Genomic DNA, 14955 nt, shown 5'->3' on the forward strand with positions numbered 1-14955 from the left:
CCCTGGGAAAAGCTTGCGCCTTCCAACAGGAGACGGGTCACGTTTCGCTTTGCGACTTCGTACTGAGGCCGCCATTGCCTTCGAGGCTGCTGCCATTTCAGGGTCGGCGGCAGCAAAAGCTCCGACGTTCGGCCAAGGTGATGTCGCAGCCAAGCCCGACGGAAATGTCTCGCCTCGCGATCAGGTCGGGAGCGAAGCGGACGGGTGCCCTGAAGACATGGCGGATAGTGGCCTGCAAATGCGGCTGGAACAAGCCCCGCGTCGAAAACAGGGCCACTTCAGGTTGCGTTTCAGGCGGCATGCCGCGACCGTCAGTGCTTTTGCCCCGGAGCCGGCGAACCGCCTCCGGGGCTTATGGTCATGTGGCCTAAATAGTCAGGCGGCCTGCAAACCCGGCAGCGACAGGTCGACTTCCTCCGGCAAGTCGCCGGCCATAGCGGCGGCGAACTTCGTCTGGTCGAGTTCTCCTTCCCAGCGTGCCACCACGACCGTCGCTACCGCATTGCCGATGAAGTTGGTCAGCGCCCGGCACTCCGACATGAAGCGGTCTACGCCGAGGATCAGCGCCATGCCGGCGACCGGCACGGTGGGGACGACTGAGAGCGTCGCCGCCAGGGTGATGAAGCCGGCGCCGGTGATGCCGGCGGCACCCTTGGAGCTCAGCATGGCGACCGCAAGCAGCAGGATCTGGTCGCCATAGGTGAGTGGCGTGTCGGTCGCCTGCGCGATGAACAGCGCGGCCAGCGTCATATAGATGTTGGTGCCGTCCAGATTGAAGGAATAGCCGGTCGGGATGACCAGGCCGACCACCGAGCGGTTGCAGCCGGCGCGCTCCATCTTGGCCATGAGGCCCGGCAATGCCGCTTCCGAGGACGAGGTGCCGAGCACCAGCAGCAGCTCCTCCTTGATGTAGCGGATCAGTGCCAGGATCGAGAAGCCGTTGTAGCGGGCAACCGCGCCGAGCACCACCAGCACGAACAGCAACGCAGTCAGGTAGAACGTGCCGATCAGCATGGCGAGGTTGGCGATCGAGCCGATGCCGTATTTGCCGATGGTGAAGGCCATAGCGCCAAACGCGCCGATCGGCGCGGCCTTCATCAGGATGGCGACGAGGCGGAAGATCGGCGTGGTCAGCGCCTGCAGGAAATCGACGACCGGACGGCCGCGATCGCCGACCAGCGCCAGGGCGACACCGAACAGCACCGAGAAGAACAGCACCTGCAAAATGTCGCCTTGCGCGAAGGCGCCGGTGATGGTGTCGGGGATGATGTTCATGAGGAAGCCGACGATGGTTGTGTCGTGCGCCTTCTCGGCATAGGCCGTCACCTTGGCGGTATCGAGCGTGGCCGGATTGATGTGCATGCCGGCGCCGGGCTGGACGACATTGGAGACGACCAGGCCGACGACCAGCGCCAGCGTCGAGAACACCAGGAAATAGATCATCGCCTTGCCGGCGACGCGGCCGACCTTCTGCAGGTCGGAAACACCGGCGATACCGGTCGCCACGGTCAGGAAGATCACCGGCGCGATCACCATCTTCACCAGCTTGATGAAGGCGTCGCCGAACGGCTTCATCGCCTCGCCGGTTTCGGGATAGAAATGGCCGAGCAGCACGCCGGCGGCGATCGCCGCCAGCACCTGCACATAAAGATGCCGGTATAAGGGAAGTTTGCCGCGCGGCTCGGCGGCAGCGATTGCTGTCTGCATGACGTCCTCCATGGGGCCCCGATCGAAAGCTCGACTCCCCGGGGCAGTTGTTTTGACCAGCAGCCTCGCGACTGCTGAATTCGTGTTTGCAACAGCCGTGCCAGATACGCAGAAGAGTTATTCATCATTGATTTTGTTGAGCATTCACAAACGGCCGCACTGCCGGACGCATGGTCAAGTGCGACTCTCCGCATAGGTCGAATTGTGTTTTGTGCGAATTCATGCACAAATGGGCGATGCTGCAACGCCCCGCCGGTGCCTTGTCTTCGACGCCCGAGCAACTCGCCAGGCGGGCGCGCCGAGCCTGGCTGCTGTTTGCGGCCGTCGCGCTTTTGATCGTCACGGCAGCGCTCTACGGCGCCGGCCTTTACGGCCGCACCGCCGAGATCGGGACCCTGGCGGCGCAGGGGCGTACCGATGCCAATCTGAAGGTCGCGCTGCTGCGCGCCGTGCTCGAAAGCCCGCGCGCCCTGCCCCTGCTTTTATCCGCAGACCAGCAAGTGCGTGATGCGCTGACGCAGAAAAACGCCGCGGCAATCGATGTGCTGAACCGCAAGCTCGAGGGGCTGGTCTCCGGCACCAAGGCGTCAGTACTCTATGTGACCGGCGCCGACGGACTGGCGATCGCCTCCAGCAACTGGCGCGAGCCGATCAGCTTCGTCGGCAATGACTACCGTTTTCGCGATTATTTCTCCGGCGCGATGCAGGCCGGAACCGCCGAATATTTTGCGCTCGGCAATGTCAGCAAGCGTCCCGGCCTCTACATTTCGCGGCGCGTCGGCGATGCCGCCGCACCGCTCGGCGTCGTCGTCGTCAAGATGGAGTTCGACCAGCTCGAAGCCGACTGGCGCGAGGCCAACCGCCCGGCCTATGTCAGCGACGAGAACGGCGTCGTGCTGATCACCAGCGTGCCGTCCTGGCGCTTCATGACAACCGCGCCGCTGGCCGCACCCAAGCAAGCCGCAATTCGCGACAGCCAACAGTTCGGCGACGCGCCGCTTGTGCCGTTGCCGATCATGCACGCGCAGGCGCTCAGCCCGGATGTGTCGATCGTCCACGCGGTGACGCCCGGCGGCAGCGACGCGCAGTATCTCAGCCTTTCGACGCCGGTTCCTTCGACCCCCTGGCGGCTCGACTATCTCGTCCCGGCCGAGGCGCCGATCGCCGCTGCCGTCCGCGAAATGCGGCTTCTGGTACTGGGTGTCGTCGTGCCGCTGCTCGGCCTGGCCGCGTATCTGTTGTGGCGCCGGCAGTCGGCGCAGATGCGGATTGCCGCCGAACAGGCGGCGCGCACCGAACTCGAACGCCGCGTTGTCGAACGCACCGAGGATCTGAGCCGAGCCCGCGACCGGTTGCAGGCCGAGATCACCGGCCACCGCAACACGGAGGCAAAGCTCCAGGTGGTGCAGCAGGACCTGGTCCAGGCCAACCGCCTCGCCATTCTCGGCCAGGTCGCCGCCGGCGTCGCCCACGAGATCAACCAGCCGGTCGCCACCATCCGTGCCTATGCCGACAACGCCCGCACCTTCCTCGACCGCAAGCAGACCGGGCCGGCTGAGGAAAACCTCGGCGCCATTGCAGCCCTTACCGAACGCATCGGCTCAATCACCGAGGAGTTGAAGGCATTTGCCCGCAAGGGCCGCACCGCCGCCGAGCCTGTCGAATTGCGCGGCGTCATCGAGGGCGCCGTCATGCTGTTGAGAAGCCGCTTTGCCGGCCGGCTCGACGCATTGGTCGTCGACCTGCCGCTGCCGAGCCTCAAGGTCATGGGCAATCGGGTGCGGCTCGAACAGGTGCTGATCAATCTCTTCCAGAACGCGCTGGAGGCGCTCGACGGCCGCGACGACGCTCATGTGCGGGTTTCGGTCGAAGAGACCGCGGATGGCGTGACCATCAGCGTATCCGACAACGGACCCGGCATTCCGCCGGCGATCCTCAAATCGCTGTTCACGCCGTTCAACACCTCCAAGGAAAAAGGCTTGGGCCTCGGCCTCGTCATCTCCAAGGACATCGTCGCCGACTATGGCGGACGCATCGAGGTTTCGAGCGGCGACAGCGGCACCCGCTTCGCCATTCATCTCCAGACAGCAGCGTAAGCCATCATGACGAACCACAATTCCGCACCGGTGGTCCTGATCGACGACGATCGCGATCTCCTCAAGGCCACCGCGCAAACGCTGGAGCTTGCCGGCTTCTCGGTCTCGGCCTTTGCGGTGGCGGCCGAGGCGCTGGCCACGCTCGACGCCGGTTTTGCCGGCGTCGTGGTGTCCGATATCCGTATGCCTCAGATCGACGGCTTGCAGCTTTTCAATCGCATCCTGCGGCTGGATGCCGACATTCCCGTCATCCTCGTCACCGGCCATGGCGACATCGCCATGGCCGTCAAGGCGATCAAGGACGGCGCCTACGACTTCATCACCAAGCCCTTCGCCGCCGACCGGCTGGTACAGAGCGTGCGCCGCGCAGCGGAAAAGCGCCGCCTGGTAATGGAGAACCGGGCCTTGCGCGAGGCGGCCGGAGAGGCGCAGGACAGCCTGCCGCTGATCGGCCAGACGCCGGCGATGGACAGGCTGCGCCGCACGCTGCGCCAGATCGCCGACACCGACGTCGACGTGCTGGTGACCGGCGAGACCGGCTCCGGCAAGGAGGTGGTGGCAAGTCTTCTGCATCGCTGGAGCCGCCGCGCCAGGGGCAATTTCGTCGCGCTGAATTGCGGCACGCTGCCGGAGACCGTCATCGAGAGCGAGTTGTTCGGCCATGAGGCCGGCGCTTTCACCGGCGCGCAGAAGAAGCGGATCGGCCGCATCGAGCACGCCAGCGGCGGCACGCTGTTCCTCGACGAGATCGAAAGCATGCCGGTCTCGACACAGGTGCAGATGCTGCGCGTGCTGGAGATGCGCGAGGTCACGCCGCTCGGCACCAACGAGGTGCGGCCAGTAGATCTGCGCGTCGTCGCCGCCGCCAAGGTCGACCTCGGCGATCCGCGCCAGCGCGGCGCTTTCCGCGAGGATCTCTATTACCGGCTCAACGTGGTAACGATCTCGATCCCGCCGCTGCGCGAGCGCCGCGACGATGTCGCCCTGCTGTTCTTCTATTTCGCCGAGCGCGCCGCCGCCCGCTTCCACCGCCCTGTGCCGGCAGTTCCGGCGACGGTGCATCGCCATCTGAGCGACCATGACTGGCCGGGCAATGTGCGCGAACTGGCGCATTTCGCCGAGCGGTTCGTGCTTGGATTGGAGGAAGGCGCCGAAGCCCCTGCCCCGACCCAATCGAACGCCGCCATGAAGCTGCCGGAGCGGCTGGAGCGCTACGAGGCCGACATCATTCGCGAGACGCTTGGCCGCAACGACGGCGATGTCAGGCGCACGATCGAGGCGCTGGGGATTCCGCGCAAGACCTTCTACGACAAGCTCCAGCGCCACGGCATCGTGCGCAGCGATTTTTCCCGGTAATCGCCGCCGGCCTCGACCGGCGGCTCGGTTACTTGGCGTCGTGGAAGATGATGCCGACAGTGTGGCGCATGCCGGAGCGTAGCCGGCTGACGCCGTGCCTGAGGTTGACGCGGTAATTGCCCTTGCTGCCCTGGACCGGACGATTGTGGACCGCGAAGGCGACCGCATCGCCCTGGCGCAGCGGCACCACCTCGACGCGGCTCTGCATGCGCGGACGCTGCTCGGTCAGCACGAACTCGCCGCCGGTGAAATCCTTGCCTGGTTCCGACAACAGGATCGCCACCTGCAACGGGAACGCCAGATCGCCGTAGAGATCCTGGTGCAGGCAGTTGAAGTCGCCGGGGACATATTGCAGCAGGAGCGGCGTCGGCCGCGTCTGGCCCTGCTGGTGGCATTGCTCGAGGAACGCGGCGTGTTCGTCGGGATAGCGCTGCGCGATACCCATGCGCGCGTTCCAGCCGTTGGCGACCGCGGCCAGGCGCGGATAAAGCGCTGTGCGCAAGCCGCCGATCAAGTCGGGCAAGGGATAGCGGAAATAGCGGTACTCGCCCTTGCCGAAGCCGTGCCGCGCCATGTGGACATGGCTGCGGAAATGGCTCTCGTCCGGATAGAGGCTGGCTATCTGTCCGCACTCCTGCGGCGTCAGCAGCTTTTCCATCACCGCGCAGCCATAGCCGCTCAGCTCATCGGCCAGCGTCCGCCAATCATATCCGGCAACGCGCACCTCCGCCGATTTCACCGCCGCTTTCGCGCCTATTGAATGGATGGTCATGGCTTCGCCTCCTGTGGCTTCTCTGTCATTGAGATGGGTGAAACGGCGCGCGCGGACCACCCGTTTCTTGCCGGGTGAGGTTCGCGGGATGGGACTTCATTCAATTTCCGATTTCGTGGTCATGGGCTAAACTTGTTCCACTCAACGGGACCACCACCTCATGATCGTCCAGACCTGCATCAATGGCGCGCGCAGCGCCGATTTCCACCCCCGACTGCCGCTTGATCCCGAAGCCATTGCGCGAGACGGCACGGCCTGCGTGGCCGCGGGTGCGGTCGAGTTGCATGTCCATGCACGCGGGCTCGATGGCCGCGAAAGCCTTGCCCCTGACGCAATGGACCCGACCGTGCTGGCGCTGCGCCGCGCCTGCCCGGGAACGCTGATCGGCGTCTCCACCGGCGCCTGGATCGAGAGCGACGACGAGCGCACGCTTGCCGCGATCGCCCGCTGGAGCGAGCTGCCCGACTATGCCTCGGTCAATCTCAGCGAGAATGCAGCACCGGCAGTCATGGGCCGTCTGCGCCAGCGCGGCATTGGCATCGAGGCGGGGCTTGCCTCCGTAGCCGACGCCGAACGCCTGGTGAGCCTCGACCATGGCAACCGCGTGCTGCGCATCCTGATCGAAATCTCCGAGCAGGAGCCGGACGCTGCGCTTGAGATCAGCGACGATATCGCCGCCGTGCTCGACGGCGCCGGAATGCGCCGGGCAATCCTGCTGCACGGCGCCGACGCCACGGTCTGGCCTTTCGTGCACCGGGCGGCGGAACGCCGTTGGTCGACGCGCGTCGGACTGGAAGACGGCAAGGAGCTTCCTGATGGAACAGTACCACCCGGTAACGCTGCGCTGACAGCGGCAGCCGTCGCTATCTTCGAGACCAGTCGTTAGCACGGGGAAAGCGTCGATGGCCGCCGATCCCCCTCTTCAGGGGGGAGATAGCAAGTTTTGGCAAATAGGCAGGTCTAAGTCGGCGAACTCAAGCGTGGCAGCACGCTAATGTCAGTAAAATTTATATAAAACCTTGCATATTAATTAAACCAGCAATTAATCAACACATCAACGACCCCGTATGTTAGTGCTCTCCCGCACCGGGGACCATTTTTATGAAAATCATTCCGCAGAATGATCACGCCACGCCGCGCCGGATTCAACAGTATACATCGATACAGATCCTGCGGGGGCTGGCAGCCCTCATGGTTGTTACCTATCATCTTCCGGGCGCACTGGGCATGCTCGACCTGCGTATTCCCGTTCTGAACAGTGGCGTCGACTTGTTTTTCGTCATCAGTGGTTTTGTCATGGTTCTCTCGACGGAGAACAGACGCTCAGACCACCGTGCTTTTTTGATGCAGCGGTTCACGCGCGTCGTTCCGTTCTATTGGGTTATGACCTTCCTCATGGTCGCTGCACTTTGGTGTTTGCCGGTCGTGCAGTGTCTCTTGAGCAGATCACCAATAGCCTGCTTTTCATACCCTATCTCGATACGGTCACAGGCTATGTCCAACCAGTGCTTGGCGTGGGTTGGACGCTCAATCTGGAAATCCTGTTTTATATTCTGTTCGCGGCGACCATGGGTTTTGGCAGGTGGACGCAAATGGCCGCGGTCGGCGTTGTCTTTGCAATCGCCGTAGCGGCGCGCATCATCTTCAAACCCGCCGCCGACACTGTGCTGTTTTTCTACACCACGCCAATCCTGTTTGAGTTCCTCGCGGGCATGGCGCTCGGCCACCTGGTCGGCAGGCTGGCGCGTTTGCCTGCTTTCCTGGGTGCCTCGGCAATCGTGTTCGCCATCATGTCCATGCTGGTGATGGTACTCGGCTTCAACTTGCCGCGAAGCCTTGCTCAGGGACTCCCCGCGTTGATCCTTGTCGCGGCTTGCATCAGCCTGGAAAGCTACTTCCGGCTTTTTGCTCCTCGCGTGCTGGCAAGGTTGGGGTGACGCTTCCTACTCTCTCTATCTGACGCATCCTATCGTGCTGCTTGCGACCGCTCCTGTCGTTGCAAGCGCCAATGTATCACCATGGCTTGCAGGCATGGTTCTTGTCGCCGCCTGCATTGCCGTCTCCCTGGCCAGCTATAGTTTTATTGAAAAGCCGCTTTTGGCCATTTCGCGGATGAGCCTCTCCGCCTATCAGGTGAAGGCACAATAAGTTGCGGCTGCGCCTCGCAACGATTTTGCGACACGACATGCACAGAACAAAGACTTAAAGGGCGTCCCAGGGTCCGTTCAAACGCGACGCGCTCAAAGTGCAAAAAAAGCTGCCCGGTTGGACCCGAAGCAGCTTATTGTTTTATGCACTTCGGCAATTTGCCAGTGGCTACTTTGCAATCATGTAGGCATCGTCAGTGTAGAGTTTGCCAACTCCACCATAGTGACCCACGCCAAACACGAATGACTGAGGTGTACCTGATCCGTCGGAATCCCGCCCGACCGGCCAGGTTGCGTTTGACGATGATTGCCAAAACACCCCGTCCAGATACCAATCGATGCATACCCCTTCATAGAGATCCGCGCGCAGCTGAAACCAGCGGCCTTTCGGTGCGGGAACATCGTTAGCCGGATTATGCACTCCGGCCGCTGCATTCTCCACATGCAGCATCACCACATCGTCAGTCGAATTGTCGGTCAGGTTGACCCACCACGTTGGGTCCTGCTTGAAAGGCGATTGCTCGGTCACCTTGAACTGGAAGATATTCGCCCAGCCGTTTCCCGCGTATTGGTAATCGGAGGGAATGAAAAACCACGCGACATAGGTTCCATCGATCCCTGACGGCGGCACCGCCTGGAGTGGACGTCCGAAAGCGTCGTTCTTGGCCAGGCCGCCTGCAAAGAGCCACTCCTTGTAGACTTTGGAGTGGGGCTTCCCGGCATTGATGGCGGCCAGCGTCGTTTCGAACTTTCCGAAGCTGTTGCCGCCGTGCGAGGATACATTCCCTGCGCCGGTCGAGACAAGGCCGCTGACAATTGCGTTCAGGCTGGGATCGGCTTGCGCGGAATCCTCCGCCTGAACGAAAGACCAGTCGGTGTAGCACGAGGCGCCGGTGCAAGGCCCCTCCTCCCAGTCCGCTCGCCAGTAGGGCGCATTCTGGGCATATGCGGCGCCAACTGGCGCCATGGCGGCGGTAATGGTGCAGATTGCCGTGAGCACCAACAGATGAAAAATCTTCTTCATGTCGATTTACCGTTCCTTTCTAAACATGAGATTCCAGGCACCTCTTGCGCCATTTGCTTCTTTCACCCTTGAACACAGCGCGTCCCGAACGGCGCTGTCCCGCCAACCTCAAGCCGGCGGCGCTGAACCTTCAAAGGTATGGGAAAACAAAAAACCCGCCTCGGGGAGGCGGGTCTTTGGAGCCAATTAGCACCATACCCAGATTAGTAGCATAGCTGCCGGCACAAAGCAAGAACAAAATGTGACGTCCTCGACGAAACTGCCGACAGGCATAGGGGACCGCGGACGACGTGGCTCTTGCCATTGTTAAAAATCTCTCATAAGGTATTTTCATATCCGAAAGAAAATTCGGCCGTTTATTTCCCTTTATGAAAGCCTGAGCGTTTGCGGGAACATCTCGATCAGACCGACCGGCGACTGGTCAAGCTGCTGTCGCAGGATGCGCAGCTTGGCGTCAACCGCCTCGCCGAGAAGATGGCGATCTCGGTGCCGACGGTGCGCATGCGGCTGCGCAACCTGCTCGACCGCAACCTGCTCAAGATCGTCGGGCTGCTCAACCTCACCGAACGCCCCGAGCTGATCTCAGCGATCGTCGGCATCAATGCGCAGGGACGCGGCCGCGCCCGGGAACTGGCGCAGCGCATCTCCGAACTGCCTTTCGTGAACTCGGCAGCCGTCGTCACCGGACGCTTCGACATCATCGTCGACGTGACCGTGGCCGGTGATGTCGCCGATCTCTACCGCGTCACCAGCGAGCTGATCCCCGGCGCCGGTGAGCCGGGCGAAGTCGTGCGCAGCGAGACCTTCGTCGTCATGGCGTCCTGCAACAAATGGGTCAGCCTGCCGGAAGGCTGCTGGTCGGACGAGACGCGGAAGGAAATGGCATGAAGATCGCGGTTCTCGGCGGCCTCGGCCTGCAAGGCCGGGCGGCGATCGCCGATCTCGTTGCCAGCGACGGCGTCGAGCAAGTGGTCTGTGTCGACACCGCAATCGACGGCGCTGCGCGGCTTGGCGGTCTGACCGACCTTGCCCGGGTGCGTTTCGTCGTGCCGGAGGGCGCGATCGGTCCGGTGCTGGCCGATGTGATGAAGGATGTCGACGCGGTCATCGACCTGTTGCCGCAACCGCTGATGCGCGAGGCGGTGCAGGCGGCGATCGCGACGCGCACGCCGCTGGTCACCACCAATTACGGCAAGGCCATCGCCGATCTCGCGCCGGAGGCCGAAAAGGCCGGCGTCTCGATCGTCACCGAATGCGGGCTCGACCCCGGCATCGACCTTGTGCTCTACGCGCGCGCCGCAAGCCAGTTCGACACCATCACCGCGATCGACTCCTACTGCGGCGGCATTCCCGAGCCGAAAGCGGTGGTCGAGCCGCTGCGCTACAAGGTGAGCTGGAATTTCGACATGGTTCTGGTCAGCCAGAACCGCGACAGTGTGCTGGTCGAGAATGGCGAACGGGTCGATGTGCCGGCCGCCCGCCAGCACGACAATCGCTTCATCCACGAGATCGAGGTGGCGGGGCTGGGCAGGCTGGAAGCCTTCCCCAATGGCGACGCGCCGCATTATGCCGGCATGCTTGCCGCCGCAAAGGGGCTGCAGCGCTCCGGCCGATATTCGCTGCGCTGGCCTGGCTGGTCGGCGTTCTGGGCGCCGCTGAAGCAGCTCGGCTTCCTGTCCGAGGAAAAGGTATCCGGCACCGGTGCCAGCCCACGCGAATTCCTCGGCCGGCTGCTCGGTCCGCAACTGCAATATGGCGCCGACGAAAAAGACCTTTGCGTGATGCGCAACGTCTTTGTCGGCAGCGAAGGCGGCCGCCGCAAGACGGTGACCTCGGAGCTGGTCATCGAACGCGATCTCGCCTCCGGCCTGTTCGGCATGAGCCTTGGCGTCGGCTATCCCGCCAGCATCGTGGCGCAGATGCTGGCACGGCGCGAGATCGCCACGCCCGGCCTGCTCAACCCGCTGCTGCATGTGCCCGATGGCCGCTTCCTCGACGCGCTGGCCAGGCGCGGCATCAAGGTTGCCGAAATGGTGAGCTGGGACTGAAGGATTTTCGAACGGTGGTTGCCGCCGGCAACGGCGCTGCCGTTCAAAAAGCACCCGATGGGGTGAAACAACAAGTGCAACAACAAACGACAACAAGGAGGAATGCCCAAATGAAGATTGCCAAGCTTTTCATCGCCGGACTTGCGCTCGCCGGCCTCACCGCTGCCGCCAGTGCCGGAACCCTCGACGAGATTACCAAGCGCGGTGAGTTGCGCGTTGCGGTGCAGACGCAAGGCCCGCCCTTTTCGCTGGTGGGTGCCGCCGGCGAACGCACCGGCAGTTCGGTCGAACTCGCCGAACTGATGGCCAAGGAAATGGGCGTCAAGATCACCTTCCTCGACTTCGACTGGGACGGCCTGATCCCGGCGCTGCTGTCGGGCAAGGCCGATCTTCTGGTCGCCGACATGACGCCGACGCTGGCGCGCGGCATGAAGGTCGCCTTTACCAAGCCTTACATGTACACGGGCAGCACCGTCTTCACCAAGGCTGGGACCGCCTTCAAGTCCACCGAGGACTGCAAGGCCAAAGGCACCAAGATCGCGGTGCTGCTCGGCGCCACCGGCGAGAAGGAAGCCAAGGCCGCCTTCCCCGATGCCGACATCAAGAGCTACAAGGGCGGCGGCCCGCTGCTGCTCGACGCCGTCAATAACGGCCAGGCCGATTGCGGCGTCAACGACGTCTCGGCGGTCAAGGGGCAGTCGACCGCTTACCCAGCCGGCAGCTTCACCATCATGCCGGATATGCTGTCGAAGGAGCCGCTGGCCTTCGCCACGCGCTATGACGAGCAGGACCTGCTGGTCTGGATAAACCTGTTCCTCGATCAGGTCAGCCTCGACGGCCGCCTGCAGAAGAACCTCGATTACTGGGTGAATTCCGACGCCTGGAAGAAAGACCACTAACGAACAGGAGTAGGGAGTAGCGAGTAGGGAGTAGAAATTAGGGAGCATGGAGTGGCTGATGGCATTCCGGACACCTTCACTACTCACTACTGCCTACTCACTACTGCCCACTCACCATGCTCGAAAACTTCAGCTTCCGCACCATCGTCGAATATCTGCCCCTGTTCGGGCAGGGCCTCGTCACGACCGTGTGGCTGTCTGCGCTCTCCTTTGCCGGCGCGCTCGCCGTCGGCATCGTGCTCGCCGCAATGAATTTGCAGCGCGGCCGGCTGTTCCGCGTCCCGGCCAAGGCCTATATCGACGCCGTGCGCGCCACGCCCTTACTGGCGCAGCTTTATTTCCTCTATTTCGGCCTGCCGCGGCTCGGCTTCGTCCTGCCCGAGCTCGTCGTCGGCATCCTGGCCCTGTCGCTGAACAGCGGCGCCTATGTCGCCGAGATCATCCGCGCCGGCATCCTGTCGATCCCGCGCGGCCAGGTCGAGGCCGGCGTCGCCTCGGGCATGACCTATGTCCAGCGCATGCGCCTCGTCATCCTGCCGCAGGCGTTCAAGGTGACGATCCCGCCGCTGCTCGGCCAGGCAATCGTGCTGGTCAAGGATTCCGCGCTGTTGTCGCTGATCTCCGTCGCCGAACTGACGCGCGCCGGACAATTGCTCGCTTCCGACCGCTTCATGCCGGCGGAAGGTTTTATCACCATCGCCGCCTTCTACCTCCTGCTCTATTACGGGCTGAAGGGGCTGGCGGCGCTCTCCGGGCGCTGGCTCGGCCTCGCGGGGGCACGGACATGATCTGGCAGCAGCTGCAAAGCATCGCCGGCAGCTACCCCCTCGCCTTGCGCGGCCTCGGCATGACCGTGGTGCTGTCGCTGATCAGCCTGGTGCTGGGCACGCTGCTCGGCTTCTGCCTCGGCATCCTGCGCACCGGCGGCAACCGGCTGATCAGCGGCGCGATCGGCGCCTGGGTCGACCTGATCCGCGGCACACCGTTCCTGGTGCAGATCTTCCTGATCTTCTTCATCCTGCCGGAACTCGGCATCGAGCTCGACGCCTTCATCGCCGGCATCATCGCGCTGACCAATCTGGCCGCCTGCTTCATCTGCGAGATCGTCGTCGCCGGCATCCGCTCGGTGCCGACCGGCCAGGTCGAGGCGGCGCTGGCGTCCGGCCTGTCGCGCTGGCAGCGCATGCGCCAGGTGGTGCTGCCGCAGGCGATGCGCATCGTGCTGCCGCCGCTGGTCGGGCAATATGTGCTGCTGATCAAGGATTCCTCGGTTGTCTCGGCCATCGGCCTCACCGACCTCACCCGCGTCGGCTGGCTGGTGGTGCAGCGTGTGCCGAACGGCCTGCTCGTCTTCTTCCTCGTCGGGCTCGGTTACTTCATCGTCTGCTACCCCCTGATCATGCTGGCCCGCCGGCTGGAGCAACGCATGGGCGCGGCGCATGGCGAGGTGCAGTTGTGATGTCGAACCTTAGCAAAAATGGCACTGGCATGATCGAATTTCGCGGCGTCAACAAATGGTTCGGCCAGCTCAACGTGCTCAGGGATATCACGCTGAGCGTCGAGCCGCGCGAAGTGGTCGTCGTCTGCGGCCCGAGCGGCTCGGGCAAGAGCACCTTGATCCGCTGCATCAACGGGCTGGAGACGATCCGCGACGGCGACCTGACGGTCGACGGCCAGCGTCTCGGCGACGCCGCCACCAACATGACGCGGCTGCGCACCGAGATCGGCTTCGTCTTCCAGTCGTTCAACCTCTATCCGCACAAGACGGCGCTCGAGAACGTGACGCTGGCGCCGATCCATGTCCGCAAGATCCCGCGCACCGAGGCCGAAAAGGCCGGGCGCGAGCTGCTCGCCAAGGTGGGCCTCGCCGACAAGGTCGATGCCTATCCGGCGCAACTCTCAGGCGGCCAGCAGCAGCGCGTGGCGATCGCGCGCTGCCTCGGCATGCGGCCCAAGATCATGCTGTTCGACGAGCCGACCTCGGCGCTCGACCCCGAGATGATCTCGGAAGTGCTCGACGTCATGGTCGCCGTGGCCGAGGAAGGCATGACCATGATGGTGGTGACGCACGAGATGGGCTTTGCCCGCAAGGTCGCCCAGCGCGTCGTGTTCATGGACGCCGGCGCCATTGTCGAGAGCGGCACCCCGGACGAGTTCTTCTCGCACCCGAAGACGGACCGCAGCCGCGCCTTCCTGAGCAAGATCCTGCGGCATTAGGGTTCGAACTCAACTCAGCTGGCTGTCGTCGATGGCGGAGATGGATGGAAAGCGGCCCTTCGCTGGACGTTCCCTAATACGACAGATGCGCGCCGGGCTTCCTCTTAGGGCGGCCATTGCCGCACTTCCACCAGCCGCTTCCCTTATGCTGGCATCAAATCGATGACCCGCATGATCGCGACCGCACTGCTCGTGTTCTGGGTGCCTTCTGTCGTAGCGCCATTAGCGCAGGCCCAAACATCGCCCTTCTTGACTGTGAACTTTTGTTTGTTGTGAACGACCGAAAGTTCTCCCTCAGTCATGTGGCAGAGCATGTCGTTCTTCATCATGTTGTCAGTCGTCTTCGCTCCAGGCTGAATGACAACATCGCGCAGCTTCACCGTTGCATAGGCTGGTATGACCGACTTGCGCTCACCAAGCGCTACAACTCTGACGCCGGGTGAGACCTCCTTGCCCTCATCGGGGCCGTAAGTCTGGGCAGCTGCTGGTGTCCCCCAAGCGATCAGAGGCGTTGCGGCCAGTGTAAGACCGAGTGCAATTGTGGATCTACGATTGACGGCTTCCATGGTTTCCTCCCTGTTCAAAAGTTGGTCGGAAAGGTAGGCCAACAATCAACGATGGGCCGTTGCGGCGAAGAGTCAACTGACCTTCCGAGTTAGTTCAGTCTCGCTCGCGGCTAGCGAGTTTCA

Annotated in this window: 15 protein-coding genes and 1 pseudogene; 12 read left to right on the top strand and 4 right to left on the bottom strand. The window is 63.1% G+C overall.

All coding sequences use genetic code 11. The features are described from left to right. Window positions 1-375 precede the first annotated feature (375 nt). Window positions 376-1707 carry a dicarboxylate/amino acid:cation symporter gene (locus NKJ72_RS02235; protein ID WP_254819444.1) on the bottom strand — a complete coding sequence of 444 codons (1332 nt, stop codon included), beginning with the start codon at window positions 1705-1707 and terminating at the stop codon, window positions 376-378. 236 nt (window positions 1708-1943) lie between these two features. Between NKJ72_RS02235 and NKJ72_RS02240 the strand changes: the two genes are divergently transcribed. Both NKJ72_RS02240 and NKJ72_RS02245 read left to right on the top strand, forming a co-directional pair. After that, window positions 1944-3803, top strand: a complete 1860-nt coding sequence (locus NKJ72_RS02240) for a sensor histidine kinase (RefSeq protein ID WP_352475642.1) — start codon at window positions 1944-1946, stop codon at window positions 3801-3803. A gap of 6 nt (window positions 3804-3809) precedes the next feature. Continuing rightward, window positions 3810-5159: a sigma-54-dependent transcriptional regulator gene (locus tag NKJ72_RS02245; protein WP_352475643.1), complete on the top strand. Its 1350-nt coding sequence runs from the start codon at window positions 3810-3812 to the stop codon at window positions 5157-5159. A gap of 28 nt (window positions 5160-5187) precedes the next feature. On the opposite strand, the gene NKJ72_RS02250 is transcribed toward NKJ72_RS02245, so the two are convergent. Then, window positions 5188-5931 (bottom strand): 2OG-Fe(II) oxygenase, encoded by a 744-nt coding sequence (locus NKJ72_RS02250; RefSeq protein ID WP_352475644.1) that lies wholly within the window; start codon window positions 5929-5931, stop codon window positions 5188-5190. Between the two features lie 160 nt (window positions 5932-6091). On the opposite strand from NKJ72_RS02250, the gene NKJ72_RS02255 reads away from it, so the two are divergent. The 4 genes and pseudogenes from NKJ72_RS02255 to NKJ72_RS02270 all read left to right on the top strand — a co-directional run bounded on the left by NKJ72_RS02255 (window position 6092) and on the right by NKJ72_RS02270 (window position 8079). Beyond that, on the top strand, window positions 6092-6817 hold the full coding sequence (locus tag NKJ72_RS02255; RefSeq protein ID WP_352475645.1) for a 3-keto-5-aminohexanoate cleavage protein: 726 nt from the start codon (window positions 6092-6094) through the stop codon (window positions 6815-6817). A gap of 305 nt (window positions 6818-7122) precedes the next feature. Beyond that, window positions 7123-7278: pseudogene (locus NKJ72_RS30945) on the top strand (hypothetical protein); the annotation flags it as partial. A 29-nt stretch (window positions 7279-7307) separates the two neighbouring features. Beyond that, on the top strand, window positions 7308-7868 hold the full coding sequence (locus NKJ72_RS30950; protein ID WP_502901821.1) for an acyltransferase family protein: 561 nt from the start codon (window positions 7308-7310) through the stop codon (window positions 7866-7868). A 34-nt stretch (window positions 7869-7902) separates the two neighbouring features. After that, window positions 7903-8079, top strand: a complete 177-nt coding sequence (locus tag NKJ72_RS02270; RefSeq protein WP_352475647.1) for a hypothetical protein — start codon at window positions 7903-7905, stop codon at window positions 8077-8079. A 168-nt stretch (window positions 8080-8247) separates the two neighbouring features. Here NKJ72_RS02270 and NKJ72_RS02275 read toward each other — a convergent pair whose 3' ends face one another. Next, complete coding sequence (locus NKJ72_RS02275; RefSeq protein WP_352475648.1) at window positions 8248-9102, bottom strand: hypothetical protein; 855 nt, start codon at window positions 9100-9102, stop codon at window positions 8248-8250. A gap of 384 nt (window positions 9103-9486) precedes the next feature. Here NKJ72_RS02275 and NKJ72_RS02280 point away from each other — a divergent pair, with 384 nt between their 5' ends. The 6 genes from NKJ72_RS02280 to NKJ72_RS02305 all read left to right on the top strand — a co-directional run bounded on the left by NKJ72_RS02280 (window position 9487) and on the right by NKJ72_RS02305 (window position 14266). Further along, entirely contained in the window at window positions 9487-9990 is a 504-nt protein-coding gene (locus tag NKJ72_RS02280; protein WP_023677254.1) for an Lrp/AsnC family transcriptional regulator, read from the top strand. Then, window positions 9987-11150, top strand: a complete 1164-nt coding sequence (locus tag NKJ72_RS02285; protein ID WP_352475649.1) for a saccharopine dehydrogenase family protein — start codon at window positions 9987-9989, stop codon at window positions 11148-11150. Before NKJ72_RS02280 ends, NKJ72_RS02285 begins: the two co-directional genes overlap by 4 nt. A 110-nt stretch (window positions 11151-11260) precedes the next feature. Beyond that, the gene (locus NKJ72_RS02290; RefSeq protein ID WP_352475650.1) at window positions 11261-12049 is read left to right on the top strand and encodes an ABC transporter substrate-binding protein; all 789 of its coding nucleotides are present in this window, start codon (window positions 11261-11263) and stop codon (window positions 12047-12049) included. A gap of 116 nt (window positions 12050-12165) precedes the next feature. Further along, window positions 12166-12837 carry an amino acid ABC transporter permease gene (locus NKJ72_RS02295; protein ID WP_352475651.1) on the top strand — a complete coding sequence of 224 codons (672 nt, stop codon included), beginning with the start codon at window positions 12166-12168 and terminating at the stop codon, window positions 12835-12837. Continuing rightward, complete coding sequence (locus NKJ72_RS02300; protein ID WP_352475652.1) at window positions 12834-13508, top strand: amino acid ABC transporter permease; 675 nt, start codon at window positions 12834-12836, stop codon at window positions 13506-13508. Before NKJ72_RS02295 ends, NKJ72_RS02300 begins: the two co-directional genes overlap by 4 nt. 29 nt (window positions 13509-13537) lie before the next feature. Further along, complete coding sequence (locus NKJ72_RS02305; RefSeq protein WP_352475653.1) at window positions 13538-14266, top strand: amino acid ABC transporter ATP-binding protein; 729 nt, start codon at window positions 13538-13540, stop codon at window positions 14264-14266. A 143-nt stretch (window positions 14267-14409) separates the two neighbouring features. Here the strand turns inward: NKJ72_RS02305 and NKJ72_RS02310 are convergent, their stop codons facing one another. Further along, window positions 14410-14832 carry a hypothetical protein gene (locus NKJ72_RS02310; RefSeq protein WP_352475654.1) on the bottom strand — a complete coding sequence of 141 codons (423 nt, stop codon included), beginning with the start codon at window positions 14830-14832 and terminating at the stop codon, window positions 14410-14412. Window positions 14833-14955: the final 123 nt, after the last annotated feature.

The sequence above is a fragment of the Mesorhizobium sp. M0045 genome (assembly GCF_040323385.1).
Lineage (GTDB): Bacteria > Pseudomonadota > Alphaproteobacteria > Rhizobiales > Rhizobiaceae > Mesorhizobium.

Coding starts and splice junctions, on each gene's coding strand:
- NKJ72_RS02235 (WP_254819444.1), bottom strand. CDS start 1,707: ATGCAGACAGCAATCGCTGCCGCCGAGCCGCGCGGCAAACTTCCCTTA.
- NKJ72_RS02240 (WP_352475642.1), top strand. CDS start 1,944: ATGCTGCAACGCCCCGCCGGTGCCTTGTCTTCGACGCCCGAGCAACTC.
- NKJ72_RS02245 (WP_352475643.1), top strand. CDS start 3,810: ATGACGAACCACAATTCCGCACCGGTGGTCCTGATCGACGACGATCGC.
- NKJ72_RS02250 (WP_352475644.1), bottom strand. CDS start 5,931: ATGACCATCCATTCAATAGGCGCGAAAGCGGCGGTGAAATCGGCGGAG.
- NKJ72_RS02255 (WP_352475645.1), top strand. CDS start 6,092: ATGATCGTCCAGACCTGCATCAATGGCGCGCGCAGCGCCGATTTCCAC.
- NKJ72_RS02275 (WP_352475648.1), bottom strand. CDS start 9,102: ATGAAGAAGATTTTTCATCTGTTGGTGCTCACGGCAATCTGCACCATT.
- NKJ72_RS02285 (WP_352475649.1), top strand. CDS start 9,987: ATGAAGATCGCGGTTCTCGGCGGCCTCGGCCTGCAAGGCCGGGCGGCG.
- NKJ72_RS02290 (WP_352475650.1), top strand. CDS start 11,261: ATGAAGATTGCCAAGCTTTTCATCGCCGGACTTGCGCTCGCCGGCCTC.
- NKJ72_RS02295 (WP_352475651.1), top strand. CDS start 12,166: ATGCTCGAAAACTTCAGCTTCCGCACCATCGTCGAATATCTGCCCCTG.
- NKJ72_RS02300 (WP_352475652.1), top strand. CDS start 12,834: ATGATCTGGCAGCAGCTGCAAAGCATCGCCGGCAGCTACCCCCTCGCC.
- NKJ72_RS02305 (WP_352475653.1), top strand. CDS start 13,538: ATGATCGAATTTCGCGGCGTCAACAAATGGTTCGGCCAGCTCAACGTG.
- NKJ72_RS02310 (WP_352475654.1), bottom strand. CDS start 14,832: ATGGAAGCCGTCAATCGTAGATCCACAATTGCACTCGGTCTTACACTG.